Annotated in this window: 20 protein-coding genes; 11 read left to right on the forward strand and 9 right to left on the reverse strand. The window is 38.3% G+C overall.

What is annotated here, in order from left to right:
- Nucleotides 1-115: 115 nt before the first annotated feature.
- Nucleotides 116-4,351: a DUF7948 domain-containing protein gene (locus BM141_RS03080; protein WP_091539850.1), complete on the forward strand. Its 4,236-nt coding sequence runs from the start codon at nucleotides 116-118 to the stop codon at nucleotides 4,349-4,351.
- A 279-nt stretch (nucleotides 4,352-4,630) separates the two neighbouring features.
- Here the strand turns inward: BM141_RS03080 and BM141_RS03085 are convergent, their stop codons facing one another.
- Nucleotides 4,631-5,368: a head GIN domain-containing protein gene (locus tag BM141_RS03085; protein ID WP_091539853.1), complete on the reverse strand. Its 738-nt coding sequence runs from the start codon at nucleotides 5,366-5,368 to the stop codon at nucleotides 4,631-4,633.
- Nucleotides 5,369-5,679: 311 nt separating this feature from the next.
- Here BM141_RS03085 and BM141_RS03090 point away from each other — a divergent pair, with 311 nt between their 5' ends.
- The 3 genes from BM141_RS03090 (at nucleotide 5,680) to mreB (ending at nucleotide 9,018) form a co-directional block, all read left to right on the forward strand.
- A complete protein-coding gene (locus tag BM141_RS03090) occupies nucleotides 5,680-6,876 on the forward strand; it encodes an AGE family epimerase/isomerase (protein ID WP_221407621.1) in 1,197 nt (398 codons plus the stop codon).
- A 78-nt stretch (nucleotides 6,877-6,954) separates the two neighbouring features.
- The gene (locus tag BM141_RS03095) at nucleotides 6,955-7,962 is read left to right on the forward strand and encodes an acyl-CoA reductase (protein ID WP_091539857.1); all 1,008 of its coding nucleotides are present in this window, start codon (nucleotides 6,955-6,957) and stop codon (nucleotides 7,960-7,962) included.
- 33 nt (nucleotides 7,963-7,995) lie between these two features.
- The gene (gene mreB / locus BM141_RS03100; RefSeq protein WP_091539861.1) at nucleotides 7,996-9,018 is read left to right on the forward strand and encodes a rod shape-determining protein; all 1,023 of its coding nucleotides are present in this window, start codon (nucleotides 7,996-7,998) and stop codon (nucleotides 9,016-9,018) included.
- 26 nt (nucleotides 9,019-9,044) lie between these two features.
- On the opposite strand, the gene BM141_RS03105 is transcribed toward mreB, so the two are convergent.
- Nucleotides 9,045-10,133, reverse strand: a complete 1,089-nt coding sequence (locus BM141_RS03105) for a sensor histidine kinase (protein WP_091539864.1) — start codon at nucleotides 10,131-10,133, stop codon at nucleotides 9,045-9,047.
- A gap of 62 nt (nucleotides 10,134-10,195) precedes the next feature.
- A complete protein-coding gene (locus BM141_RS03110) occupies nucleotides 10,196-10,891 on the reverse strand; it encodes a response regulator transcription factor (protein ID WP_091539867.1) in 696 nt (231 codons plus the stop codon).
- A gap of 121 nt (nucleotides 10,892-11,012) precedes the next feature.
- Here BM141_RS03110 and BM141_RS03115 point away from each other — a divergent pair, with 121 nt between their 5' ends.
- Together BM141_RS03115 and BM141_RS03120 are read left to right on the forward strand one after the other, a co-directional pair.
- Complete coding sequence (locus tag BM141_RS03115; protein ID WP_091539871.1) at nucleotides 11,013-11,222, forward strand: hypothetical protein; 210 nt, start codon at nucleotides 11,013-11,015, stop codon at nucleotides 11,220-11,222.
- 293 nt (nucleotides 11,223-11,515) lie between these two features.
- Complete coding sequence (locus tag BM141_RS03120; protein ID WP_091539875.1) at nucleotides 11,516-12,955, forward strand: sulfatase family protein; 1,440 nt, start codon at nucleotides 11,516-11,518, stop codon at nucleotides 12,953-12,955.
- A gap of 25 nt (nucleotides 12,956-12,980) precedes the next feature.
- On the opposite strand, the gene BM141_RS03125 is transcribed toward BM141_RS03120, so the two are convergent.
- The 3 genes from BM141_RS03125 to BM141_RS03135 form a co-directional block, all read right to left on the reverse strand.
- Nucleotides 12,981-14,459, reverse strand: a complete 1,479-nt coding sequence (locus BM141_RS03125; RefSeq protein WP_091539878.1) for a PP2C family protein-serine/threonine phosphatase — start codon at nucleotides 14,457-14,459, stop codon at nucleotides 12,981-12,983.
- Between the two features lie 150 nt (nucleotides 14,460-14,609).
- Nucleotides 14,610-15,398: a DUF4198 domain-containing protein gene (locus BM141_RS03130; RefSeq protein WP_091539881.1), complete on the reverse strand. Its 789-nt coding sequence runs from the start codon at nucleotides 15,396-15,398 to the stop codon at nucleotides 14,610-14,612.
- Nucleotides 15,399-15,439: 41 nt separating this feature from the next.
- Nucleotides 15,440-15,946 carry a hypothetical protein gene (locus BM141_RS03135; RefSeq protein WP_091539886.1) on the reverse strand — a complete coding sequence of 169 codons (507 nt, stop codon included), beginning with the start codon at nucleotides 15,944-15,946 and terminating at the stop codon, nucleotides 15,440-15,442.
- Between the two features lie 77 nt (nucleotides 15,947-16,023).
- Here BM141_RS03135 and BM141_RS03140 point away from each other — a divergent pair, with 77 nt between their 5' ends.
- The gene (locus tag BM141_RS03140) at nucleotides 16,024-16,935 is read left to right on the forward strand and encodes a hypothetical protein (RefSeq protein WP_091539891.1); all 912 of its coding nucleotides are present in this window, start codon (nucleotides 16,024-16,026) and stop codon (nucleotides 16,933-16,935) included.
- A gap of 19 nt (nucleotides 16,936-16,954) precedes the next feature.
- Here BM141_RS03140 and BM141_RS03145 read toward each other — a convergent pair whose 3' ends face one another.
- The 3 genes from BM141_RS03145 to BM141_RS03155 form a co-directional block, all read right to left on the reverse strand.
- Nucleotides 16,955-19,339: a TonB-dependent receptor gene (locus BM141_RS03145; protein WP_091539895.1), complete on the reverse strand. Its 2,385-nt coding sequence runs from the start codon at nucleotides 19,337-19,339 to the stop codon at nucleotides 16,955-16,957.
- 173 nt (nucleotides 19,340-19,512) lie between these two features.
- Entirely contained in the window at nucleotides 19,513-20,517 is a 1,005-nt protein-coding gene (locus tag BM141_RS03150; protein WP_091539899.1) for a PorP/SprF family type IX secretion system membrane protein, read from the reverse strand.
- A 7-nt stretch (nucleotides 20,518-20,524) separates the two neighbouring features.
- Nucleotides 20,525-21,469: an Rpn family recombination-promoting nuclease/putative transposase gene (locus BM141_RS03155; protein ID WP_177217250.1), complete on the reverse strand. Its 945-nt coding sequence runs from the start codon at nucleotides 21,467-21,469 to the stop codon at nucleotides 20,525-20,527.
- Nucleotides 21,470-21,953: 484 nt separating this feature from the next.
- Here BM141_RS03155 and BM141_RS03160 point away from each other — a divergent pair, with 484 nt between their 5' ends.
- The 4 genes from BM141_RS03160 (at nucleotide 21,954) to BM141_RS03175 (ending at nucleotide 26,319) form a co-directional block, all read left to right on the forward strand.
- A complete protein-coding gene (locus tag BM141_RS03160) occupies nucleotides 21,954-23,408 on the forward strand; it encodes a BatD family protein (protein ID WP_091539905.1) in 1,455 nt (484 codons plus the stop codon).
- Nucleotides 23,409-23,506: 98 nt separating this feature from the next.
- Nucleotides 23,507-24,910, forward strand: coding sequence for a 3-isopropylmalate dehydratase large subunit (leuC, locus tag BM141_RS03165; RefSeq protein ID WP_091539908.1), 1,404 nt, complete (start codon nucleotides 23,507-23,509; stop codon nucleotides 24,908-24,910).
- Nucleotides 24,911-24,982: 72 nt separating this feature from the next.
- Nucleotides 24,983-25,576, forward strand: coding sequence for an RNA polymerase sigma factor (locus tag BM141_RS03170; protein ID WP_091539911.1), 594 nt, complete (start codon nucleotides 24,983-24,985; stop codon nucleotides 25,574-25,576).
- 20 nt (nucleotides 25,577-25,596) lie between these two features.
- Nucleotides 25,597-26,319, forward strand: a complete 723-nt coding sequence (locus BM141_RS03175; protein WP_091539914.1) for an anti-sigma factor family protein — start codon at nucleotides 25,597-25,599, stop codon at nucleotides 26,317-26,319.
- The last annotated feature ends 109 nt before the right edge of the window (nucleotides 26,320-26,428 follow it).

Genomic DNA, 26,428 nt, shown 5'->3' on the forward strand with positions numbered 1-26,428 from the left:
ACCCAGAAATACTTGCAAATATCTCTTTGCTTTGCAACCAAGTCTTTTAATCTTTTCGTATCTTTGCTTATGAAATATGTATATTAAATTATCCAATTTATCATTCTCCTAAGCCATGCGAATTATCCTGATTTTCTTGCTTTTAACATCTTTCTGTGCCTTTGCCCAAGTGCGTGTTAAAAGCCCCCAAATAGCATCTGCACCCTTATTCCAATTTACAGAAAATAAAAATCAGTGGGAAAAAGAAGTGCTTTTCCGCGCTGATATTCCTGATGGTTTTTTGTTTTTGAAAAAAAATGGCTTGCATTACGGCTTTTATGATGCCCAAGCCGTATCCGAACTCAGACACCCTAAGAAAAAAGAAACCAATGAAAATACTAAGGCAAGGGTAGAAGGTAATAACGCTGACGAGAGCAAGTTCAATATCAAAGCTCATGGGGTATCAGTTAAATTTTTAAATGCTCGTTCGCAACCTATGGTAAGTGGAAAAGGGAAAATAAGTGGGATTCGCAACTACTTTATAGGCGAAGACGAAAGCAAGTGGGCAAGCAATGTGCAGTCTTTCCAAGAGGTAAACTATCTATCTATTTATCAAGGAATTAATCTTAGATTGTTTACACAAGGGCAGAGATTAAAGTATGAGTTTGTAGTGGAGGCAGGGGCAAATCCTAACCTAATACAAATGCAATACGAAGGAGCAGAGCAAATGCGTATTTCAGAAGAAGGAAATCTGGAAATCACCACTTCTATTCATGTTTTCGGTGAAAAAAAGCCTTTTACTTACCAAGTCATCAACGGAGAAAAAGTAGAAATTCCCTCTAAGTTCGTATTGAAAAATAATGTAGTCAGCTTTGAGTTGGGAAGTTATAATAAAAATTTGCCTTTAGTCATAGACCCACAATTAGTTTTTTCTACTTTCTCTGGCTCTACAGCAAACAACTGGGGCAATACAGCGACCTATGATACCTTAGGCAACCTCTACACAGCAGGAACAGTTTTTGGGACAAATTTCCCCACTACGGTAGGGGCATTCCAAAGATTTTTTGGCGGAATAATAGACGTAGGTATTTCTAAATACAACCCCACAGGTACACTCCAACTTTATACTACTTTTTTAGGAGGTTCATTTGCAGAAGTTCCTCATAGCTTGGTAGTTAATAATTTAAACCAATTAGTAGTCATGGGAACGACAAGCTCTACCAACTTCCCTACTACTGTTGGGGCTTTTGACCGTACTTATAACGGAGGCAGTGGAGCAAACAGCTTTGAGGCAATTAGCGGGATTCCTTACAATAATGGGAGTGATATTTTTGTGAGTACGCTAAGCACCAATGGAAACGCATTGCTGGCTTCCACTTATTTAGGAGGTTCAGGAAACGACGGATTAAATATTTTTGGAACAGCTTTCGTACATAACTACGGTGATGAACTCAGAGGAGAGGTCAATGTAGATGCGCTTAACAACGTGTATGTGGCTTCTACTACTCGCTCCACTAATTTTCCTCTACAAACCGCTACACAAACTAATCTCTCAGGTTTACAAGACGCTGTTTTTATTAAACTAAGTCAAGGTCTGAACAACCTACTTTGGAGTACCTATTGGGGAGGGAGTGGACTTGACGTAGGCTATTCTATCAAAATTAATAAGGTAAACGAAATTTTAGTTTGCGGAAGTACTACAAGCAACAACTTACGTACTTCTAATAATTCTTTCCGACCCACTTTCCAAGGTGGGAGTTCTGACGGATTCGTAGCTCGCTTTACTACAAATGGTACTTTCTTAACAGGTTCATATTTAGGCACATCAGAGTATGACCAAGCCTTTATCTTAGACTTAGACCAAGAGGATAATGTCTATGTCTTAGGAAATACAAGGGGGCAGTACCCTGTAAGTGCAGGCGTTTACAGCAATGCCAATAGTGGGCAGTTTATTCACAAATTAAACCCTAATCTAAGCACTTCTTTATGGTCAACGGTTATTGGTACGGGAAGGCGAACACCTGATTTGTCTTTGACAGCCTTTTTGGTGAATGAATGTGGGAATATGTATGTAGCGGGTTGGGGCGGAAACTTGCAAGCTGGCTACCCTGCAAATAGCACCACAGTTGGGCTACCTACTACTGCTGATGCCATAAGAAGAACTACCGATGGGCAAGATTTTCATTTGATGCTCATAGAAAAAGATGCAAAATCCTTGCTATATGCTACATTTTTTGGAGGAGTAGGTGGCGAAGGCGACCATATAGACGGAGGAACTTGTCGCTTTGATAAAAAAGGAGTAGTGTATCACGCCGCTTGCGTATGCCGCTCTAATCGTTTTTTTACTACTCCGGGTGCATGGTCAAGGGTAAATAATGCCGCTCCCACAGGTGGAGATACCGAAGGCTGTAATAATGCAGCTTTTAAAATAGACATAGAAATTCTCCAAGCAGGGTTGCGCCCCTTAGATGCGGCAACAAGTGTGGAAAGAAGAAGCGGTTGCGCCCCCTTGCGTATTCGCTTCCAGAACCGAAGCGTTAATGCCCAAGAAATTGAGTGGAATATCGGTAACGGTTTGCTTGTTACCCAAGTCAGCGAGCCTGTTTATACTTTTACTCAACCGGGGAGATACATCGTACAGCAAAAAGTAAGTAGCAAACTTACTTGTGCTACCCTGTTTGCTTATGATACGATTACCGTTCTGCCTGTGGTAAACGCCACCATCAACAGGGATACTATTCTTTGCCGAGGTACCTCTATCCAACTACAAGCCTCAGGAGGCACAACCTATCGTTGGACACCTGCGGCAAGTTTAAGTAATCCTAATATCGCTAATCCTATTGCCAACCCTACCCAAACTACACGCTACACTGTAACTATTTCTAATCCAGAGGGTTGTTCTAAGGATACTTCCGTACTAATTACGGTGGCTAATCCAGTGGCAAGTTTTAACTTAGCCCTTGATGACCTTTGCGATAACTCTCCTACAGTGAGGCTTACCAATACCAGCCCAGATGCTACGGAGTATATTTGGGATTTGGGAGATGGTAGGGCTTTTATAGGGCGAACTCCTCCTCCATTCAAATATACAAGAAGTGGTTTTTACCAAATCTCCTTGACAGCAAGGATAGGTACTTGTACGAATCGGGCTACTCGGGACGTAAATATAGTGGTGCAAGCAGATTTACCCCCTATTACGATTACCAGAGATACGATTATATGCAGAGGGCAAAGCGTGCAACTGAATGTAACAGGAGGAAATAGCTACATTTGGCAACCTGCCACAGGGCTGAGTAATCCGAATATAGCAAACCCAGTAGCACAGCCAAGCCAAACCACTCGTTACCAAGTAACTATCATTAACAGAGAAAACTGTCGCAGGGATACGGCTGTAACGGTAACAGTGGCTAATCCTATTGCTAGCTTTACGGTCAATACAGAGAATATTTGCGACCCCTCCCCTACTATCCGCCTTACCAACACAAGTACAGATGCTACTGCTTTCGAGTGGAATTTTGGTAATGGGCAAACTTTTGCAGGGCAGAATCCTCCACCTTTCAAATACCAAGAAAGTGGAACTTACCAAATCACTTTGACAGCAAGGAGAGCAAACTGCGTAAGTCAATTTTCACAAATGGTAAATGTTTCTGTGTTAGCAGACCTCATGCCCACCATAACAAAAGACAGCGTACTTTGTACCAACGAAAGCTTGCAGTTAGTAGCAACAGGAGGGATTGCCTATCGGTGGAGTCCAGCCACAGGACTAAGTAATCCGAATATTGCCAACCCTATAGCACGCCCAACACAGACCACTCGTTATACGGTAAGTATTACGCGCAGAGAAGGTTGCGTTCAGGAGCTTTCTACTTTAGTTCGTGTAATCAATCCTGCATCAGCAAGTTTCGCCGTCAATTATGAAGATTTTTGTTCTCCTTTTCCTACGGTTCGCTTAGTCAATACCAGCCCTGAGGAGGCAAACTTTGTGTGGAACTTAGGCAATGGGCAAACCTTTGTAGGAAAAGAGCCACCTCCTTTCAAATATACTCAAAGCGGAAACTATCGCGTAACACTTACTGTCAGCGAGGGGAGATGCTCCAGCCAATTTGTGCAGAACTTAGCAATAGAGGAATTTATTTTTCCTAACGTAATTACGCCCAACGGCGATGGAAAAAATGAAACCCTATTTTTCAATTCTCCTATTTTAGGCTTAAAAGTAGAAATTTATAACCGATGGGGAAAATTGGTCTATAAAAGCGATAACTACCAAAATGATTGGAAAGGGGAAGGCATTGCAGGGGTGTATTATTACTTAGTCAGTTCGCCCGACGGAAAAACTTGCAAAGGGTGGCTTAATGTATTTACAGGGAATTAAAAGATTGTTGCTTATTTACTCTGTAAGTTTTACCATATTTTGAGGACTTTTAGAAAGTTATCTTGGTTTGTTGGAACACAGATTATAGGGATTAAACAGATTTTGACTAAATAAACTATCCAAAAATCTGTGCCTCATCAGTATTATCTGTGTTCCATACACCAGCCATAGTAATTTAGCTAAATCAAAAATCTAAGGCTGCAAAGGTATTATATTGAAAATCACATAGTAAAAACTCTACAACCACAGTATTTTTCATTTGAACTTAGCAGATACTGCCTATTCTCTTGAGATACTACTCCCACCAGAGGAATTATTGCTTACAGAAGAAGGATTGCCAATGTAGCGAATATGACTACCGCCACTTGCTTCTGCACGAAGGGTTTTACTTACATTTACTTTAGCATTGCTACCACCTGAAGCAGAAATTTGTACCTCCTCTACTGAGAAGCCAAAGAAAGATAACTCTGCTCCTCCTGAAATATCTGCCTTCATTTTTTGAGAAGCACCTACCCCAGAAAGACGTGAAGCACCTGACAAATCTATTTCAATCTCATTTGCTCTAATGCTAAGGACTCCTTCTGAAGCACCTGATAAACGTGCATACATTTTTTGGCTATTTTCAAAACCTCCTACATCAGCAATAGTTGCCCCTGAAAAATCAACTCCCTCCAATGTTGGCATAGTGATAGTAAATTCAGTCCTATACTGGCGATTCCTATGATTATGAGGATAGTAGTCGGCTTTCAAAATCCCATTTTCTACCCTTACTCTGAGGTCATCTAAGTTGCGACTATCTCCTCTCACAAATACACCATAAGCCGCTCCTTGTTGGATAGTAACTTTAGAACCACTCCCGATATGTACTCTAGTAAAACCACTCAAATCATAGGTTTTTCTTTCTTCTTGGAAAGCACCTACATCTTCAAATCGTTGGCAGCCAGAAAATAATACTACTGATAAAAGCCCCAAAAGAGTAAACATGCGAGCAAACATAAAAAAACGAATAGTTTTCATATAAATTAATTTGTTTAAAAAAGGTTTAAGTGAATAATCTGTTTAAGTTTTCTGATTTTGTACCTAAGACAACTTGGGGAAGTTTTACCCCTATGTAGTGTACGAATTTATTTTTACTAATCCTATACCAAAATCGTAAAATTTTTAAAATCAACAGCTTACATTATGATGATTTTTACAAAATGTTCATAAATTAGATAGAGTGTGTACGGATTTGGACAAGCAAAGAGCAAAGGTAGGTGAGCAACTTTTGTAAGATTGTTTTTCAAAAATATTTCCCTAAATTTGGCTAATCACTCATCATTCAAGATATGGAAATGGAAACACAAGCAAAGTCTGCTCGCTATGCCAAAGAAGTTCGCCAAGAACTCGACAACATATTGACTTATTGGGCAAAAAATACCTTTGACGAAAAAAATAACACCTTTCATCACAGAGTAAATAAAGATAATCAAGTCATTCCCAATGCACCCAAAGGCACTGTCTTGGGCAGTCGTATCTTATGGACTTTTGCCGCTGCCTACAACTTTGACAAGCAACAATATGCCAAATACTTGCCTTTAGCGGAAGTTGCTTACCAAAACTTAATTAACTACTTTATAGACAAGGATTTACATGGAGTATATTGGACAGTAGATAATCAAGGGAATCCTTTGGACACAAGCAAGCAAATGTATGCTCACTCCTTTGCGGTGTATGCCCTCAGCGAGTACTTCAAAGCAGTGCAAAAGCAAGAAGTCTTAGATAAGGCATTAGGTATTTATCAAGTCATGGAAAAATACAGTTTTGACAAAGAAAACTTGGGCTATATAGATGCTTTTAGCCGAGATTGGCAAGCTACGGACAAGCTACATTTGAGCAGTGGTGGAGCAAAAAAGACGATGAATACGCATCTTCATATTTTAGAAGCCTACACCAATTTGTATAAAGTTTGGAAAGAGGAAGGTTTGCAAAAGCAGTTATACCACCTCATAGACAATTTTTTATCTCATATCATAGACCCAAGTTCGCATCATCTCATGCTATTTTTTGATGAAAAATGGACACCTACCTCCCAAATAGACTCTTACGGACATGATATAGAGTGTTCTTGGCTGTTGCTGGAGGCAGCAGAGGCACTTGGGGACAGATTATTGGTAGAAAAAGTAAAGCCAATCTGTACCCAAATGGCATTGGCGGCAGCTATGGGCTTAGAAAATGACGGCAGCATGAAGTATGAACTTGACCGCAAAACAGGACATCGCAACGATGACAAAAGTTGGTGGGTACAGGCAGAGGCTATGGTGGGTTTCTTCAGTGCTTGGCAAATCACCCGAGCTAAGCATTTTTTAGACAAATCCCTCGCCTCTTGGGAATTTACTAAGAAAAATTTGATTGACAAAGAAAATGGTGAATGGTTCATCTCTGCCAATAACAAAAACGGCGACAAAGTTACCCTTTGGAAATGCCCTTACCACAACAGCAGAGCTTGCATAGAAGTTTTTAACAGAATTAAATACAAACATTAAAGTTGATAGTGAGATGAAATACGTAATTTTACGGCTTTGTATTGCTTTGTAAATACTATTTGTCTGATAATGAAGCCGATGAATAAATCATATCTCATTGAGATTTTTTTAACTTTAAGAAAACGGATACAAGAACTAACGCCAGAAGATTTAACTATACTGAGTTTTCACGCTCAAAATGAAAACAACTGGTTTACTCCTGAAAACGTGCAGTTAGCTTTGCAAGGTTTGGTACACTACTTAGAAGAAACTACCTTCCGAAAGTGGGCTGAGAGCTATCCTACCCCTTCTCACCCCCGAAAAATAGGGGTAGTCATGGCAGGAAATATTCCTATGGTAGGGGTGCATGACCTAATTTGCGTGTTGGTGAGTGGGCATTTCTTACAAGCCAAACTAAGTAGCAGCGATAGCGTATTGATGAAGTTTTTGATAAACACACTCTTAGCCATAGAACCCCAACTTAGCCACAGAATAGAAATAGTAGAGCAGTTAAAAGGATTTGATGCAGTGATTGCTACGGGAAGCGATAATACAGCACGCTACTTTGAATATTATTTTGGCAAATATCCTCATGTCATTCGCAAAAATAGGACTTCCGTAGCCATTCTTCATGGAAAAGAAAGCCAAGGAGACTTAGAAAACTTAGCAAAAGATATTTTTACTTATTATGGCTTGGGTTGTAGGAATGTTACTAAGATATATATCCCTGAAAACTACGACTTTACTTTATTTTTTAAATCCATAGAAAGTTTCAAAAAAGTCTTTGAGCATCACAAGTACGTCAATAACTATGACTACAACAAGTCTATTTATTTGGTAAACAAAATCAATCACTTAGACAATGGCTTTTTGCTGTTAGTAGAAAATTCTTCTTTCTTTTCTCCTATTTCTGTACTACATTACGAAAAATACGCAAATCTCGCTAACTTAGTAGAAAATTTGGAACTCCACAAAGAAAAGATACAGTGCATAGTAGGTGATAGCAAGCTCTTGTCAGATTGTATTCACTTTGGGGAGGCACAAACTCCAATCATTACTGACTATGCCGATGGCGTGGACACTATGGAGTTTTTAAGCAAAATCTAAACGAACAGACTTAATGATAAAACCCTCTTAATCATGAAAATAAGTAAGTATTTGGTACAAGATTACGGTGTAGATTTGGGAACTGCCAATACTATCATTACACACCAAGACACCATTATCGTCAATGAACCCTCTATTATTGCGGTGGACAATCAGAACCGCAAACTGCTTGCTGTTGGGAAGGAAGCTATGGACATGCACGAGAAAACGCATGAACACATCAAAACTATCAAACCTCTTAAAGACGGGGTCATTGCCGATTACTATGCTACTGAGCAAATGATTCGCGGTTTTTTGCAAAAAGCTATTCACCAAAAGTTTTTTCTGGGAAGAAAAAGATTTTTGATTTGTATTCCTTATGCCACCACTGAGGTAGAAAAAAGAGCGGTAAGGGATTCAGCTCAGGGAGTAGGAGCATCAGAACTTTATATGATACACGAGCCTATAGCTGCCGCAGTAGGCATGGGATTAGATGTTACCCAAGCCGAAGGCAAAATGGTAGTAGATATTGGGGGTGGAACAACAGAAATTGTAATTTTATCACTTTCTGGAATCGTTTGTAGCCAATCGCTCAGAGTAGCTGGGAATACCTTTGATACAGACATTATAGATTATGTAAGAAGAAACTACAACTTACTCATAGGAGAACGTACTGCTGAAAAAATCAAAATAGAGGCTGGTGCAGTCCTTGATGATTTAGACAATCCACCTCCCCCATTGAAAATAGTAGGGCGAGATTTGATGACGGGTATTCCTAAGGCAGTGTCTATTACACACCACGACGTAGTCAATATGTTGGACAAATCTATTAGCAAAATCATAGAAGGTATTTTACATACTTTGGAGGTTTGTCCACCAGAATTAGCAGCTGATGTATATGACTATGGTATATACCTCACAGGAGGAGGGGCTTACCTGAGAGGTTTGGACAAGAGAATCAGCAGAATTACTAAACTCAAAGTAAAAATAGCCCCAGAACCTTTGCTTTCTGTAATGAAGGGCGTAGATATTTGCTTGAAAAACTTAGATAAAAATAAGCATTTATTGCTCAATTAGCATGATTGAGGTTTTGTTTCATCTCATTACTGCCCTGTTTCTATCTTAGCTTGTGTAGAAATATTGCTCACTAAACTTGCATTGGCACTTTTGAGTTTGAAACTAAAAGCTGTGCCTTTGCCTACTTCGCTACTGACTTGGATTTCAGTATTGTGCTTTTGGAGAATATGTTTAACGATTGCTAAGCCAAGTCCTGTACCGCCTTGCTGTCGGGAACGACTTTTCTCTACCCGATAAAATCGCTCAAATATGCGCTTAAGGTGTTCTTTGGCAATACCATGACCGTCATCTTTGACAAAAATAGTTACGTATCCTTCTTCTTTGATGAACTCAACTTCAACCTTTCCCCCCTCTTTGCCGTATTTGATGCCATTGTTAATTAGGTTGGTCATGACTTGCATGATTTTCGAGTAGTCTGCATTGACAATCACTCCATCTACACCTAAGTAGTTAATAATCAAAGAAATATCCTTTTTCTGTGCCTTTTCCTCCAACTGCTCAAAAACTTCTTTGGTAAGTTCCTGCATATCAAAGTTTTCAAATTGCATGACTATATCGCCTGACTCTATTTGAGAAAGCGTAAGTAAATCTTGAACGAGTAAGTTCAATCCTTCTAAACTCTTGGCGGCTTTGTTTAGAAACTTGTAGCGTACGTTTTCATCATCTACCGCTCCTTCTAAGAGGGTAAGTACAAAGCCCTGAGCAGCGAAAATAGGCGTTTTAAGTTCGTGAGAAATATCAGCAATAAACTCCCTGCGAAATACCTCCAATTTTTTCAATTCATCTATTTCTCTTTGTTTTTCTGAGGCATAGGCTACTATGGCTTGGTTTACCCTTTTGATAGGGTTAGCAGACTGGTTTTGTAGGGTGGAAACAAAAGCCTTGAAGTCTTTGCGGTTAATTTTGTCAATGCCATCGTAGAGTTTTTGTATCTCTCTGAAAATCAGAAATTCAAAGGTTAGATAAGTAAGTAAAAAAGTAGAGGCAAAAGAAAGCGTTCCTGCAATGAGTAGAGCTATGTAGCTAACGCCCTGCACTAAGGAAAGGAAAGCAGTAATAATTGCCGAGATACAAAAGGCTAACAATAAAGCAACAGCACGAGAATTAATCAACATAGATTCATTAGTTTATGGTTCATAGCCTATGGATTCCAACCAGAAACTATCAACTAAAAAAATCACTTGGGCATTTCAAACTTGTAACCTACTCCTTTGACCGTAGTAATGTAGTCTTCTCCTATTTTTTCACGTACTCGGCGGATATGCACATCTACCGTACGAGCCAATACATAAACATCTGCCCCCCAAATGTGATGCAAGAGGTCATCGCGACTAAATACTTTGTATGGGTTACTTGCCAAAAAGTATAGTAACTCAAATTCCTTTTTGGGAAGCGTAATCTGCTCCTCTCCTTTCATGAGCGTATAGCTTGTCTTGTCTATAGCAAACTCACCTATGCGAATAACATCATGCTCTTCTGGCGAGGTTTTTTGTGTTTCTCTACGGAAAAGAGCATTAATACGGCTCATCAAAGCACGAGGACGAATAGGTTTTGTCAAAAAATCATCAGCCCCTACATCGAAGGCAGCAATTTCGGAATACTCCTCTGACCTTGCTGTTAAAAAAATGATATAGGTATTCGCTATTTCAGGACGCTCTCTAAGCTGGCGACATGTTTCTACTCCGTCCATTTCGGGCATCATGATGTCCATGAGAATCAAGTCAGGGATAAAGTTTTTAGCCACTGAAAGGGCTTTCTTTCCACTTGAAGCGGTCTGAACCTCATATCCTTCTTTTTCAAGATTATATTGGAGAAGTTCTACTATATCTGGCTCATCATCTACAATGAGTACCTTGTGTTTTCGCTGTGTCATGCGAATATATTTGAACTTAATTTTAACGCAAAGTTATACTTTTTGATTTGAAAAAGAAGTTACTGAAAGGTTAATTATAGGTTAAATCAGTAAGTAGAGAAAATGGCTGAGCGTACAATTCATGGGTAATGTCTTTGCAGAGAGGGGAACAGGAATAAAAACAAAGTTGGAAAATCAAGACGTGTTATTGATATATAAGTCAGGAAAGTATGCTGATAAGCCTGCATTGATTGAAACTGTTTCCGGTGTACTTAGCTATCAAACGGATACCGACCTACTACCCCACATAGAAGCGCGTCCAATACCATACTTAATCTGGTTTAGGGCTTAGCAGTGTACAAGTTCTTAGATAAAAAAATCAGCACATCTATCTTGGGAAACGAGCAGTCCTAACAAATTGTACTTTTCTAAGATTATGGAAAATATTTACGTTAATCAGTCCATGCTTATCCGCTGAGAGCATAAATGTAAAAGAACGTCGTTACATTTATTATATAGCTTAACAGGCAAGATGCTACTGCATATTTTTCTTATTTTTGTATTTAATAAAAAATATACCAATTTAATTTACAATTTAGTAAATTCTTTTAGAGAAACCTAAACTGCACATAAAAACTGAAAGTGATGAAAACATTATGCTTATACTTCTTACTATTAGCGATGCTCACAGGCTTGCATTTTAAACCTCAAAATGCAAATCCTATCATCAAACAACCCAATATTTTATTTTGCATCGCAGATGATTGGTCAGGCGACCATGCAAGCATTTACGGAGATAAGACCGTTAGCACCCCCACTTTTGACCGCATGGCAAAAGAGGGAGTTTTGTTCAGACGTGCTTTCTGTGCCTCTCCTTCATGCAGTCCCTCGCGTGCTTCTATACTCACGGGGCAGTATCCGCACCGCTTAGAAGAAGGGGGAAACTTGTGGGGAAGTCTGTCTGTTCGCTACCCTAACTATACTCAACTGTTAGAAAAACAGGGTTATTTAGTAGGTATTTCTCGCAAAGGCTGGGGACCCGGCAACGATACCATAGGAGGTTATAAGCATAATCCTGCGGGACAGAGGTATAGCAATTTCGAAGAATTTTATGCCCAAAAATCTCCCGACCAACCCTTTTGCTATTGGTTTGGAAGCACAGACCCGCATAGACCTTATGAAAAAGGAGCAGGAGAAAAGATAGGTTTAAAAATAGAGTCGGTGCAGGTACCTGCTTGCTTCCCCGATGTTCCAGAAGTACGCCGAGATATATTAGACTATTACTTTGAAGTGCAACGCTTTGACAAAGAAGTAGGAGAAATCATACAGTTTTTAGAACAGAAAGGAGAGTTGGAAAATACCATTGTTGTTATTACTTCTGATAACGGTATGCCTTTCCCAAGAGCCAAAGCCAATTTGTACGACTTAGGAACAAAAATGCCTTTAGTTATTGCTTGGAAAGCAAGAATCAAAGGAGGGAAAGTCATCAATGAAATGGTCAATCTTATAGACCTTGCGCCTACTTTTCTGGAAGCCTCAGGATTAAAAGTACCTAAGGAAATGTCAGGAAAAAGTCTTTTATCTCTTTTAGAAGGAAAAAGGAAAGAAAATTTGGAAAAAGTACAGTTCCTCGAAAGAGAACGCCACGCCTATGTCAGACCCAATAACTTGGGCTATCCTTCCAGAGCCGTCAGGACTAATCAATTTTTGTATATCGCTAATTTCCAAGCTGGCCGCTATCCTGCGGGCAACCCAGAGTTTATATATGTAGTAGGGGAATATGGTGATTGCGACAACTCTCCTACCAAGTCTTATATGATAGAAAACAAACATAAACCCGAAGTAGCTAATCTATATACACTTGCCTTTGAGAAAAGACCAGAGGAAGAACTATATGATTTGGAGAAAGACCCTTCACAACTGAATAATGTGATAGGAAATCCAACTTATGCCAAAGAATTAGATAAATTGAGAGCAATGCTTAGAAAATGGCAAAAACAAACTCAAGACCCAAGATATATAAATCCACACGATACTCGCTGGGATAGTTTCCCTTACTATGGAGGAAGTGGAAAAATTGATTAGATGAGTTTCAATAGGTAAAACCTACTTATAGCTTTACTCCAATAATGAGTATGTCATCTATTTGTCTGTTTTCACCTTGCCACTTGAGGATGGTCTCCTCCAAGAGATATTGCTGTTCTTGTGGAGGTTTGCCGTGAATATCAAAAAGTAGTTTTTTGAACCTTTTTGACATGAACTTAGTATTGTTTTCGCCGCCAAACTGGTCTTGGTAGCCGTCAGAACTAAGATAAAAACTTGTAGGCATGCTTATATCAAAAGTATGATTATCATAGAGATAGTGTTCTTGCTTTTCTAAGTAGCCTATGGACTTCCGATTGCCTTTGACTTCTATGAATTGGGCTTCTCTGCCTTCTGCTTCTTGGATTAGATAAAGAGGCATTTTGGCTCCTGAGTACTGCAAAGTTTGTTTCTGATGGTCAATGATACATACCGCTATATCCATACCTGCTTTTACATCTGAGTTAGTCCGATTGAGTTTAGAGTAGATATTTAAGCTAAGCTGTGATAGGATAAAATCAGGAGAGTCAAAGCCCATGATATTGATGATGATGTTTAGTGCCTCCAAAGCTATGACAGAAAGAAAGGCACCTGGTACGCCATGCCCTGTGCAATCTCCTGCCACTAAATAAGTAAGATTGCCTTTTTTTGTGAACCAATAAAAATCACCGCTAACAATGTCTTTGGGTTGATAATAAATAAAACTTTGTGGGAAGATTTTTTCTAAATCCTCAGGCACAGGCATTAAACCTGCTTGAATACGTTTGGCGTAGGTAATGCTTGCATTGACATCGGTAAGTAGCTTTGCTGATTTGGTATTTTTTTCTTCTAACTGCTCTTGGGTAGATTTAAGTTCCTCTACATTTTGCTTGATTTCTTCTTGTTGGTTTTCTAACTCTCTTTTCTGCTCGTTTAGCAAAAGGTTCTTGTAGTAGAGTTGAATCTGAGATTGGCGAAAAATCACCGACCACCAGCCACATATTATTGCCATAAGCACTACCCAAAGGTAGTGAAAAAATAACACTTGAAAATCGACCTCTGTATAGTTAATAAAATAAATCCCTAAACCCTCTACACCCTGTAATTGGAAGAAAAAGAAAAGGCTATGGTGCAGTACTGTAAGAATCGTATAGGGAATCATTACTCGCCAGTCTTGGTACAAGATTAAAATAGCTATGTTTGTAAAAAACACAAAGTGCATCTCTGCCATGCCGTGCATCTGCCCGATAAACTGAAGCATAAAAATCGCAAAAATAGAACTGATTATCAGACGAGCAACGAACTTATTGGGAATAAGAAACTTAGCAATCAAATACATCAATACATTCAAACTACCCACTCCAAGGCTAAATACCCAAGTCTGGTATATAGGAGCTAAGCAAATACCAATAAGGAAAAATAAAACAACAAATAGATTGATTATCTTATCTACCTTTCTATGTACCTCGGCGAGGTAATTGTCTATTTTCAATTCATACTTTTCTTTATTAGATGCAATAGAAGTCATTTTAAAACTTTTAAGTATAAAAAATCAATATAGTGGGGCTATTGTATTTTAGGTAAGTTTATTTATAGGACTTGAGCCATAAAGTTAAGATATTTATTTTTCTTTAAAGTACTTAGCCATTAAAATTTAACATTTTTGATAAATTGCCATTCAAAAGCCAAAAGTCAAGGAAGCCCAATAGCTTTGCCAGTCTGCCTGTGCTGGATTAGGGTGTGGTATCATTTTTACAATACTCACCATCCACTCTCCTTGCTTTTCCATTTGGAAAGAAACAAAACCTTTGGCATCTGTTTTCTGCTCTATTTTGCTTACTTTTCCGTCTTTTCTATGCCAAATTTTAACTAAGCTATTGCTCAAAGGCTTATTCTGAAAGATGATTTTTACTTTCAAACTTTCGTTAGATTTTAGTTTGTATGGATTTTTTTCTGGAATAATCTCTAAGGTCAAACCCGTATTGGTTGCGAAGGTATTATCTGTTTTTTCTCCTACTTGTACTAAGGCTTTGGCACAGCGTTGGTAAGTTTCTCTACCGTTTTTCTCTGTTTCGTTTCTCTGCTTGCGCAAAGTAATGACTTCTTCTAAGCCATCTTCTTCTAAATAAGCCAAAAACTTATCTGGCTCTAATTCTATAAACTTGTTTTGGCTATTGAAAGCTAACAAATGAGTGCCTTCTTTGGTAAAGGTGAGGCTTGTACCTTCTTCTAGTGTGGTAGGAAAGAGAGAGATAATATCCTTTTTTCCTTCTGAGTTGAATAAATAAAAACTTGAGGCTGAGCCTTTCCATATTTCTCCTGTAAAATCTTCACCTACTAAAAAAGAAATTTTGGCTTTTTCACCTACTTTCAGGATAAATTTTTCCAATGCAAGCCAAAATTCGTGAGCAAAAGAAGTAAGCACAGTAGCAAGTATCAGAAGAAATACGAGAGTAATTTTTTTCATAGAATATGTAAAAATATTAGGTTTTGGAATGTAAAAAACAATTAATATCTTTTGAAAGGGACATTCATACTTCCGTTGCGAATCTCTACTTTGTCGTTGCGATTAGCCGCATTGTAGAGCGTTCCGCTAAAAGAAGCCTTGATAATGTCCCCTTTGATGTCCAATAACTTAAAAGTAATGTCTGAACCCTGACCGTCATAGGTGCGTTGTCCGCCCTGTAAGGTTGTATAAGTAATCTTTACGTCTTTGACGACGTTGGTAGGGGTTTGGATATTATCTACATCAAAAGTAGCTCTTATGTGCATAGAGCGGCGGTCTTGGGCAGAGATAGTCCGAAATATAGATAGGAATTTGACATTAGTAAGATAACCCGAGGAAGCCTCAGGAAAAACTCCTCCATCTGTTCTAAATTTTAATAAAACTCCATTCACGGTTGCCCAAATTTCGTTTAATGGTATTTGTACATCTAAGTCTTCAGTGCTATCATTTTTGCAACTATTCGTAAAGAAAAATACCACTAAGCAAGAGAGATAAATCAATTTTTTCATATTTGCACCCACTTTTGAAAATAAAATTACACCAAAATTATTAATTTTGTTTCTTTATTCATGTAATTTTTTACATTATGTCCAATAAAATCAAAATACTACTTGGGATAATTTTGGTAGAAATTATGGCGATTGCTTTTTCTATCAGCATTCAAAGTAAGCAAACTTCTCTGAATGATAATAGTTTGCAACAATTTGCAATTTTAGATTCCACAGGAGTTCATCGCTTTATTTTTGGAAAAAATACCTTAGAAAGAAATGAAGTAGGGACTTGGATTGTGAATCAAAAATATACCGCCGATGCTCCATTGATACGACAACTTTTTCAAGTATTAGCAAAAATAGAAATCAAAAAGCCAGTTTCCGATAATATGAAAAAAGAAATTGCCGAGCAGTTCAAAACCCAAGGCATAGACATACAGATTTTGAAAGAAGGCAAAACAGTACAGTCTTTTAAAATGTTGGACATAGAAAGAGAATGTATCGTACAAAAGCCTGATGGAGAGGCTTTTGTAATCTATGTACCAGGATATAATATTTCACTGAGCGAAGTTTTTAAACTTAGTGAAGGAGACTGGAGAGCCAAAACAGTAATTTCTTCCAGTTTTTTTGGTGTTAAAAAAATAGCTTTGACCTATACAGAGAAACCACAAGAAAGTTTTGTCATAGAACGAGATTCTACTTTCTTCAAAGTACAAGGAATCAGTAAATTAGACTCAAATATGGTCGGCAATTACGTAGATGCGTATAAGAATATCAGAGTTTTCAGTTTCTTAGATAAACCCGCTATGAAAGATTCTCTGCTCAAAACTCAGCCTTATTGCATCATAGAGGTTGAGGATATAGACAAAAGTAAAAATAATAGTATCAAAGTTTTTACAGATAAGAAACAACTCTTTGGCATACTTGGGAAAACAGAGGAATTGGTAGAATTGGAACCAAGATACTTTACGCGATTTTTTGTGAGGAAAAAGGATTTTGCTAAGTAGAACGAGTTTGCACTTTTACTTAAAAGTTCATTTTTACTCTCAACAAAATATTCCTGCCTATTTCATCAGAAAAGTAGCGGAAGCGGTTCATGTAATCTCTATACACCGTGTTGAGTAGGTTATTGGCTTGTAAGCCTATTTGCATTTGCTTATTTTTTCTCATTGGAACAGAGGTGCTTATATCCAAGTTGAGCAAACCATATCCTGCGGGAGGCTCGGCGTAGTCGCTATTGGCAGGAACTCTATGTTGCCTAAAAACATAGGTATAATTGATTGAAAAAAGGTTGTTGGTAAAAGTTTTTGTGTCAGCCAACTGATAAGCCCACTCATTTCCTATGCGATTGGCGGGAATCAGCACTAAAAAATCCTTTGCGTCTTGGTTGTAAGCCCAAAGAAAAGAACTTTTGCTTGTCCATTTTATTTTTTCTGTGAGCGTGAGAATCGTTTTTAAATCTATGCCTCTAAAAACAGCATTGGTTTGTGTATATTGGAAAGAAGGGAAAGCCCCACGAATAGTCAGCACCTCTGGGAATTGAGGTTTGAGATAAATAAAGTTGCGTATATAATTGTTATACAGGACTATATCAAAAGCAAAACGATTTCCTGAGTAGTTCAAAGTAGTATTTAGATTATAAGCCGTTTCAGAAGTCAGGTTCTCATCACCTTGCTCATAAGAAGCAGAACCATGATGTACGCCATTGCTAAAAAGTTCATTGATATTCGGCGGGCGCCAAGCGGTAGCAAAATTAGCTTTCCATTCTAAATTCTTGGACAGGCGATATACCGCCCCCAAAGTTCCTGAAAAGTTATTGAAAATAAGTTCCATACTGCCTACTTCTCCTGTGCGTAATCTTTCAAAAGTCTTCATCCATTTGTAGTCATAGCGTATGCCCATTTCCAACTCGTATCGAGGTTTTACCCAACGTTCTATCCAAAAAACACCTCCATTATAGCTTCTGAAATTTGGCACTAAGGGACGCCCTTGATACACGTTGGCTTGCCGCATACCACTTAGCCCAAGGCTACCCGTCAGAAAAGAAAAAAGAGGCTGATGCTCAAAAACAACATCTAAGGTTTGGGTAGTCAGTTCAAAATCCAGTTCAGGACGATTTCTTGCCAAAGAGTCGGTGCGGGGTCTGTGGGCATCGTATTCCTTGCGGTTATTAATTTGCAAGGCATAAGTAGTAGTGATTTTTCCTACCTTATCAAACTTTACAAAGTTGTTGATTTTTAGCAAATTATGATTTATGTCTTGGAAAGGTCTATCTATTTTGTAAGAAAAACCACTTTTGATAAAAGGCTCTCGGCTCTCTATGACTCTTTTCAAATCGGTTAGATTGCCAATATGCGCCCCTGAAAAAATCCCCAACTGAGTGCTAAACCTACTAAAAAACACATCAAAACCCCAATGGTACTTCTCGTACCCCAAAGCAGCGGAAAAATTGATTTCCCGTACTCCTGTATTGGCGAGATAATAGTGAGGAGTTTGAATATTTCCACTTCTTTTGAGCGTTCCTTGCACTCGCCAAGATAAGCCGTTGCTCTGTTCGTTTTTTTTCAAGTTTCCCTCTAAAATTCCTGAAAAAGTGCCTTGTAGCCCGTTGCTTGCCCCTATTGCGTTGAACTCGCCTTTGATGCCTTTCTCCGAAGGAAGCCTTTTAGGAGATAGAATAATCACCCCTGCAATGGCATCAGCTCCATAGCGTACCCCTGATGCTCCCTTCACTACGGCAATATTTTGTGCGATAAAAGGGTCTATCTCAGGAGCGTGTTCCGAACCCCACTGTTGTCCTTCTTGGCGTATGCCATTATTAAGAATCAGCACTCTATTGCTGTGCAAGCCATGAATAACAGGCTTTGAAATAGAGCTGCCCGTTTGCAAGGAATTTACCCCTGTAACTGTTTTCAAGGCTTCTCCTAAGTTTTTTCCTCTTGCTTTATTTAATTCTATTTCATTGAGTTGTGTAATATTTTGTCCTGCTTGTATGGGAAGCAGTTTTTCTGCTTGTATGGTAGTTGATTCTAAAAAAATACTGCTTTCTTCTAAGCGAATTTTTAAAAATAGGGAAGTATCTATTTGAACCTGAAGCCTTTGAGTTTCGTACCCTAAAAAACTGACTTCGAGATGATACCTACCCTTACAAAGTTTATCACAGTAAAAGTGTCCATGACCGTCCGTAAGAATTGTCTTTTTGAGTTCTTCTATCAAGATGTGGGCAGAGGGCATTCCTTCTTGATTATCAACACTATATACCTGACCACTTAGTTGGTGAAAACAGTTTTGAGCAAAAATAGGATAAGATAAAAGCACGAAAAACATCATAGCAGATAAGTGATATTTGCTATAAAGCAGGGAATTTTTGACTGAAAGAATAATTTTAGAAAAGCCTAATAATGCAATCATGTTGCAAAAATAAGAGAGAAAAATAAGAAAAGCAAAGAAATGAAAGATATGCTTTGATTTTACATCTTCCTAAAAACATAAACTAATCATTCGTGCCAAAACTAAAATTCTTATTTTACTTTGCAACAACGCAATAAAATCAAACCATTTCTCTTGTTTTTTCAGTACCTCCACTAAAACCTAAATCTTGGCGTTCTGATGATATTTCTCTCATATCGCTTAGGAGCTGGAAGCCTGTACCCAAGTCTTACTTCATGCGAAGTGGGTGCTTTGGCAGTAGAGCCGTTCATCACCAAATCAAAAGCATAACCAAGACTCAGTGAGTTGTCTTTCAATAAGTTGTTTACTCCTAATAAGAAAATCAAATCAGTAGTAGGGGCTACATCGCGAAAGCCGACTCCTAAATAGATGTTATTTCTTGCCTTAGTTTCGTAATTCCCAATGAGGGTAGTTTCATAGGAAAATGTTTCTATAAAATTGGAAGGTAAAAACTTGACAAGGGCAGAAGGCATCAAAGTAATATTTTCATTCAGCACCCAATTATAACCGCCCACTACATTCATACTTTGCTTCAAAGAGGCAAAGGTAAAGGAGGTAGCATAGTTAATATCTGCCTGAGCAAGGTGATTCATGCTTGCACCTATGTAATAATTTGGTTTGGATAGATATACGCCCAAAGCAAAGTCTGGCACAAATTGATTGATTCTACCTGTATTAGAGAGTAAGGGGTCATCTCTGTCCACTGGACGAAACTTGCTAAAATCAGTAGATTGGTTATACATTCCCGCTCTCAATCCCAAAGAGAAGCGACCATTTTTGATAGGGATATGATAGGCATAAGAAAGTTGAATTTCAGTATTAGTAACAGGACCAATTACATCATAAACCAAGTGCAAGCCAATGCCACTTTTTGCTCTTTTGATAGGGGCGTTAATGGTAAGCACCGTAGAAGCAGGTGCACCTCCGTCATCAAAAGTGGCTCTATACCCAAGCCACTGCTGCCTGAAAATCAAGCCTGTATGTATAAAATTAGTATCTAAACCCACTACAGCAGGGTTCAGGTACTGCTGATTGAACATATATTGGCTAAACTGTGCGTCTTGCTGTGCCTGTACTACAGACAAACTTGCAAAAAATACTGACGCAAGAAGTAAAATTTGAAAGAAAAATTTTTTCATAAATGAATTACTTGCTTTGCAATTTTATTTTGAGTTCTTTGATTTCTTCTATGCTTAAACCTGTAATTTGGGCAATGGCTTGTTCGTCAAATCCTGCTTTGAGCGAGTTCAAGACCACTAACTCGATACCTTCTTTGATACCTTCTTTGATACCTTCTTGCCTCCCTTCTTCTATGCCAAGTCTTCTTCCCTCTTCCAAGCCATCTTTCCTTCCTTCCATCAGTCCTACTACAAAGGTCGACTGAAACATACTTGCTTGATAGCTCAAATCTTCTAAGTACCTATTATATGCTTTTTGTTCATTTTCAGGAAGTTTCATAATGTCTAATTCTTGCTTTGCTTTCTGAAGCCCTTTTGCCCTAAAATTAGGTTTAATCTCCTCAGTTTTGAAAAAATAAATCCACTCATCAAGCGTATCTTTGGCAACTTCATCAAAATTATTGACCTTGATGAGGTAATATTCGGGGAAAATTTGATACACTTCTTTTTGCCCATATAAGGCTACCTGAGTCTGACTCAACTGCAAAACATCATTAAAGTGTATGCCTACAAAGTTAGTAGTTCCACGATACACATAATCATTTCCCTGCCCCAAATCAAAATAGACAATGCTCACAGAAATTATTTTTTTGATTTCTCCATAAGCCATGCCTTTGTACATATTTTCAGTAATTGCTTTTGATGTGCCGTACAAGATACGCTGCATATAATCGTATTCTCTGTCGTTTTGGACTTCAATAATCACTAACTCTCCCTTACTGTTCTCCACCAACAAATCTACTCGATTACTTTTATCTAACTCATTCTCTCGATTGCTTTCGCTATCCAAGATTTTCTGAATCTTGATGTCTTCCTTGAGCAACTCGCTAAGGAAACCTTCGAGAATATCGAAGTTTGCCTTATTGCGAAGCAATTTTTTCATTGCCCAATCAAAACGAATTAGCTTTGCCATATTCTTTATTACTTATGAAATCCTTACCAACTCCTCAAACTTTCTAATATTTTCATGGATTTTATACAGTTGTACCAGATGTTTCACAAGGGCTATCCCATACAACACAGGAACAATAAACTTTGCATAATTTCCTTCCTCTCTCAAATCTACTTAGCAAAACTTACATTCCCTACATTTTAAGCATTTTTAAGTTTTAGGACTTTCGCTTTTTACATGGTATAGCATGAAAAATTGATTTTGGAGTACTAAACCAAAGAAAAGTCCTAAGTTTTACACAAATAAACATAAAAAGAAGATAAAAAAGCAAAATCATACACTCATTACGATACAAATATTCTTTGCGTTGCAAGAAATAAAAGTGTTGCAGGTAGGTTGATACCTCCAATTTAATGAATGTTAAACCTTTGGCTTTTCCGTGTTTGTTTACGAATTTTACGTGATTTTGTGTTTTTTATGAAACATAGTAATTAAACTTTTTAGTATGAGAAAAAATATTACTTTGTATCTCTTTGGCTTAGTGGTGTGTATGCTATTGAGTTTTCCTGTGCTGTCCCAAGAAATCAGCGTAGAAATAGGGAAAACAGAAATAGCCTTGAATGAGGCACTACAAATCACGGCAACGGTTACCAATGGACAACTGACTGGGGCTGGGGGCTTCCCTGAAATCAAAGGCTTTACTAAAATAGGGACAAGTTCCTCATCTTATACAAATATAGTAAATGGTCGCATTACGCAGTCCCAGAGTATTATCCAAAACTACAAACCCACCAAAGAGGGAACTTTTCAGATTCCACCTTTTACCATGAGCGTAAACGGGAAATCGGTGAGCTTTGGTGGAGCAACGGTCAAAGTAAGTGCGGCAGTGCAGCAGCGCGACCCTTGGGACGCTTTTTTTGGCTTTGGAAATAGCGATGAGGGGGATAACATAGACTATGTGAATGTAAAAGAAGATGCCTTTTTTGCTATTTCTTCTAACAAGGACGAAGTATTTGTGGGAGAGGGCTTTAACTTGTCTATTGCTATGTACATTGCTGACCAAAACCAAGCTACTATGGAATGGTATGAAACAGGGCAGCAACTGACTGATATTTTGAAAAAAATCAAACCCTCTAACTGCTGGGAAGAAAATTTTAGCATAGAAGAGATTATTCCTGAGCGAGTTACCATTGGGGGAAAAGGATACAGGCAGTACAAAATTTACCAGGCTACGTACTATCCGTTGAATAACAAGCCTATCGTTTTTCCCTCAGTAGAGTTTAAAATGATTAAGTTCAAAGTAGCCAATAAGCCAAGTTTTTTTGGAAGTGCTTACCAGAAAGATTTTACTACCTTCCGCTCTAAACCCAAGACTATCAGAGTAAAAGACTTGCCCGAGCATCCTTTGAAAAATCAAGTGACTGTGGGGAATTTTAAATTAGAAGAAACGATTAGCAACCAAAATTTGGAAACAGGGCAGAGCTTTGAGTATAAGTTCAAAGTAGTAGGCGAGGGCAATATCTCAGCTATCAGAGAAGTAACCCCGCCTAAGGTCAATGATTTTGATTTTTATGCACCCAACGTAAAGCAACAAATCAATCGCGGTGGCGGAACAGTATATGGAAGCAAACTTTTTACCTATATGGCTATTCCCAAAGAGCCAGGGCAGCACGACTTGGGTAAGTATTTCCAATGGATATATTTTAATCCTACCACTCAAAAATACGACACTCTCAAATCCAGCCTTATTCTCAATGTAACAGGAGAAAGTAAAATCAATGTTTCTATCGAATCCAACGACAGAGGTGGTTTCTATGACCTCATAGACGAGCAGGAAAACACGCTAATAAGCATAAATCGCGATGAGGCTATCAAGGGTTTTACCAATATTGGGATATTTAGTCTATTGATTTTGACTGCTTTTTTTGCCTTGAAAAAGAACAAGTTAGATAAAAAGTGATACTTATTTGGCATATTGTGCTAAAATATTTCTAATTTTAGACGCTCGTTCAGAAATTAAACTTGTAGTCATTTTTGCAAACCCAATAGTTAGTTAATATGAAAGCAAAAACATTATTCGATAAAATTTGGGATAGCCATGTAGTTTATTCACAAGAGGGCTATCCTGACGTATTATACATAGATACACACTTCATTCACGAAGTAACCTCCCCACAGGCTTTTGCAGGATTGAGAAAAAGAGGACTTCCCGTTTTTCGTACCCAAAGGACGAGGGCTACTGCTGACCACAACGTCCCCACTAAAAACCAGCACTTGCCCATATCAGATGCGCTCTCCCGTCTTCAAGTAGAAACCTTAGAAAAAAACTGTAAGGAATTTGGAGTAGAATTGTACGGATTGGGGCATCCCTATCAGGGCATAGTACACGTCATAGGACCCGAATTGGGCATCACTCAGCCTAATATGACGATAGTGTGTGGAGATAGTCATACCTCTACACATGGAGCATTCGGGACAATCGCTTTTGGTATAGGCACAAGCGAGGTAGAGCAAGTACTTGCTACTCAGTGCATTTTACAGTACAAGCCCAAACGCATGAAAATTGAGATTAATGGAAAATTGGGGAAAGGAGTCGTTTCCAAAGACATCATTTTATATATCATTTCCAAAATCTCCGCAAGTGGTGGAGTAGGCTATGCCGTAGAGTATGCAGGCTCGGCGATTCGCAGTTTGTCTATGGAAGCGCGCATGACGATTTGTAACATGAGCATAGAAATGGGAGCGCGATGTGGCTTGATAGCACCTGATGAGGTTACTTTTGAGTACATCAAAGGGAGAGAGTTTGCCCCAAAAGGAGAGGCATGGGACAGGGCAGTGGCACATTGGAAAACCTTAGCAAGTGATGAGGGGGCAGAGTACGACAAGGTATTAGTATTTGATGCAGAGGATATTACTCCTATGATTACTTACGGAACAAATCCCGGCATGGGCATGAAAATTACAGACAGAATCCCAACTTCCGAAGAACTCAAAGACGTTTCTGAGGTAACTTCGTTCAAGAAATCCTTGCAGTACATGGGCTTAGACGAAGGTACTCAGATGATTGGGAAAAAAATAGACTATGTTTTCATAGGGAGTTGTACTAATTCTCGCATCGAGGACTTGCGGATGGTAGCTGATTTTATCAAAGGAAAGAAAAAAGCAGAAGGTGTAGAGGTACTAATTATACCCGGTTCTAAACAAGTAGAACTGCAAGCAAAGAAAGAAGGTTTAGACCAAATTTTCAAAGAAGCAGGTTTTGACCTGAGAGAACCCGGGTGTTCGGCTTGCTTAGGCATGAACGAGGACAAAGTTCCCGCAGGAAAGTATTGTGTTTCAACCTCTAACCGCAATTTTGAAGGCAGACAGGGACCAGGCGCGCGTACCTTTTTGGCAAGCCCTTTGACTGCGGCAATAGCAGCAGTAACAGGCTACATACAAGATGTAAGGGCGTATTTGTAAATTTTTTTGTATTTATTTCACCATTTTTATTTAACTTGGGCGTTTACTTACCCTTCATATCGCAATTAACTTATGGCGAAACATATATTCATGACCAATGACCAAGTTTTGGTGGATAGAATAAGAGCAGGAGATAGTAATGCACTCCAATATCTTTACAATAAGCATTTTCCTGTAATTAAGCGATTTATTACTCTCAATAGTGGTGATATAGAAGATGCAGAAGATATTTATCAGGAAACTATTACTGATGCTTATGAAAAAATCATGAAGCCAGATTTTAAGCTGAGTAGCAGTATGAAAACTTTTTTATACTCTATCAGTCGCAACAAATGGCTATATAAACTCAGACAGAGAGGAACAGGAGGGGTAAGTTTTGAAGACGTAGAAAACTACATAGAGGATTTAGACCTTGCTGACGACAATTTCCAAAACTTTGATAATGAATTTCTTGATTATGATGTTTTGTTAAAAGAAGCCTTAGACAAAATGGACGAAACCTGTCGGAAGCTATTACAACACTTTTATTATGATAGGTTTTCTCTTGATGTTATTGCTCAGAAATTGGGCTACAACAATGCCAATACCGCTAAAGCCAAAAAAAATAAGTGCATGAATAGGGCAAAAGAAATTGGAAAAAAATTGTTGGAAAAGTTTGAAGTGTAAACTGTAATCAATGACGTACTATGTTAATCAATGACGAAAATAAAACAGACATTATAGATGCTTATTTGGACGGAAGATTAAGCGGGGCAGATGTCCAAGAGTTGGAAAATAAACTAAAAATAGACAGCGATTTGCGTGCAGAAGTCCAAACACAAAAAGCTGTCCGCAAATACCTCATACAAAAAGGCAGAGCAGAGCTAAAAGCCAAGCTAAAAATGTTCCACAAAGAAATGCTGGCAACTCAGCAAGAAACTACTGAAGCCAAAGAAGTATTTTTGACTTTTCCAAATAAAGAAGAAGTGGCAAAAAATAAACCTGTTATTTTTTCTACCAACAGAAAAGTTAATTTTGCCATAGCGGCGGCAGTCATAGTGCTTATAATCAGTATTTTTCCTATTTTACCACCAAGCGGGCAGAAAAGCGAAACTTTGGTAGCAGAAGGAAAAACCTATCAGATAGAACTCAGAGAATTAGGACAAAAAAGTGAGGGCTTTGCAGGGCAGGAAATCTCTGTTGCTGATTCCATTACTTTGCTCATCAAAGAAAGTAATAAATATACTTTTCATTACCAATTTACTGAAACATTGACTATCTATGCCAAATACTTAGACCCCAATGTTTCTAAAATCTTAGTAGAACATGATGCGGAAAAAAATACTTATACTCTGGTCGTAGATGACAAGCGTTATCCTTTGGAAAGAGGTTTCATTGACATCAATCCTTTAAAAGAAGAGGGAAAATAGAGAAATATACTCAAAATAAAATGATTTTTCAATTCCTTTCTCTTGCTGAGAAAGGGACTTTGCTTTTTTGACGCTTTTGTGGAGTTAGCCAATGAACAATACTACATGT

The organism is Thermoflexibacter ruber (assembly GCF_900113045.1).
GTDB classification, from domain to species: domain Bacteria; phylum Bacteroidota; class Bacteroidia; order Cytophagales; family Thermoflexibacteraceae; genus Thermoflexibacter; species Thermoflexibacter ruber.

What these genes read in the sequence shown, in the direction of transcription:
- BM141_RS03175 (WP_091539914.1), top strand. Translation starts at nt 25,597, where the DNA reads ATGTTAATCAATGACGAAAATAAAACAGACATTATAGATGCTTATTTG.
- BM141_RS03130 (WP_091539881.1), bottom strand. Translation starts at nt 15,398, where the DNA reads ATGAAAAAAATTACTCTCGTATTTCTTCTGATACTTGCTACTGTGCTT.
- BM141_RS03135 (WP_091539886.1), bottom strand. Translation starts at nt 15,946, where the DNA reads ATGAAAAAATTGATTTATCTCTCTTGCTTAGTGGTATTTTTCTTTACG.
- BM141_RS03145 (WP_091539895.1), bottom strand. Translation starts at nt 19,339, where the DNA reads ATGATTGCATTATTAGGCTTTTCTAAAATTATTCTTTCAGTCAAAAAT.
- BM141_RS03125 (WP_091539878.1), bottom strand. Translation starts at nt 14,459, where the DNA reads ATGACTTCTATTGCATCTAATAAAGAAAAGTATGAATTGAAAATAGAC.
- BM141_RS03160 (WP_091539905.1), top strand. Translation starts at nt 21,954, where the DNA reads ATGAGAAAAAATATTACTTTGTATCTCTTTGGCTTAGTGGTGTGTATG.
- BM141_RS03155 (WP_177217250.1), bottom strand. Translation starts at nt 21,469, where the DNA reads ATGGCAAAGCTAATTCGTTTTGATTGGGCAATGAAAAAATTGCTTCGC.
- BM141_RS03105 (WP_091539864.1), bottom strand. Translation starts at nt 10,133, where the DNA reads ATGTTGATTAATTCTCGTGCTGTTGCTTTATTGTTAGCCTTTTGTATC.
- BM141_RS03095 (WP_091539857.1), top strand. Translation starts at nt 6,955, where the DNA reads ATGAATAAATCATATCTCATTGAGATTTTTTTAACTTTAAGAAAACGG.
- BM141_RS03090 (WP_221407621.1), top strand. Translation starts at nt 5,680, where the DNA reads ATGGAAATGGAAACACAAGCAAAGTCTGCTCGCTATGCCAAAGAAGTT.
- BM141_RS03120 (WP_091539875.1), top strand. Translation starts at nt 11,516, where the DNA reads ATGAAAACATTATGCTTATACTTCTTACTATTAGCGATGCTCACAGGC.
- BM141_RS03085 (WP_091539853.1), bottom strand. Translation starts at nt 5,368, where the DNA reads ATGAAAACTATTCGTTTTTTTATGTTTGCTCGCATGTTTACTCTTTTG.
- BM141_RS03150 (WP_091539899.1), bottom strand. Translation starts at nt 20,517, where the DNA reads ATGAAAAAATTTTTCTTTCAAATTTTACTTCTTGCGTCAGTATTTTTT.
- mreB (WP_091539861.1), top strand. Translation starts at nt 7,996, where the DNA reads ATGAAAATAAGTAAGTATTTGGTACAAGATTACGGTGTAGATTTGGGA.
- BM141_RS03110 (WP_091539867.1), bottom strand. Translation starts at nt 10,891, where the DNA reads ATGACACAGCGAAAACACAAGGTACTCATTGTAGATGATGAGCCAGAT.
- BM141_RS03170 (WP_091539911.1), top strand. Translation starts at nt 24,983, where the DNA reads ATGGCGAAACATATATTCATGACCAATGACCAAGTTTTGGTGGATAGA.
- BM141_RS03115 (WP_091539871.1), top strand. Translation starts at nt 11,013, where the DNA reads ATGGGTAATGTCTTTGCAGAGAGGGGAACAGGAATAAAAACAAAGTTG.
- leuC (WP_091539908.1), top strand. Translation starts at nt 23,507, where the DNA reads ATGAAAGCAAAAACATTATTCGATAAAATTTGGGATAGCCATGTAGTT.
- BM141_RS03080 (WP_091539850.1), top strand. Translation starts at nt 116, where the DNA reads ATGCGAATTATCCTGATTTTCTTGCTTTTAACATCTTTCTGTGCCTTT.
- BM141_RS03140 (WP_091539891.1), top strand. Translation starts at nt 16,024, where the DNA reads ATGTCCAATAAAATCAAAATACTACTTGGGATAATTTTGGTAGAAATT.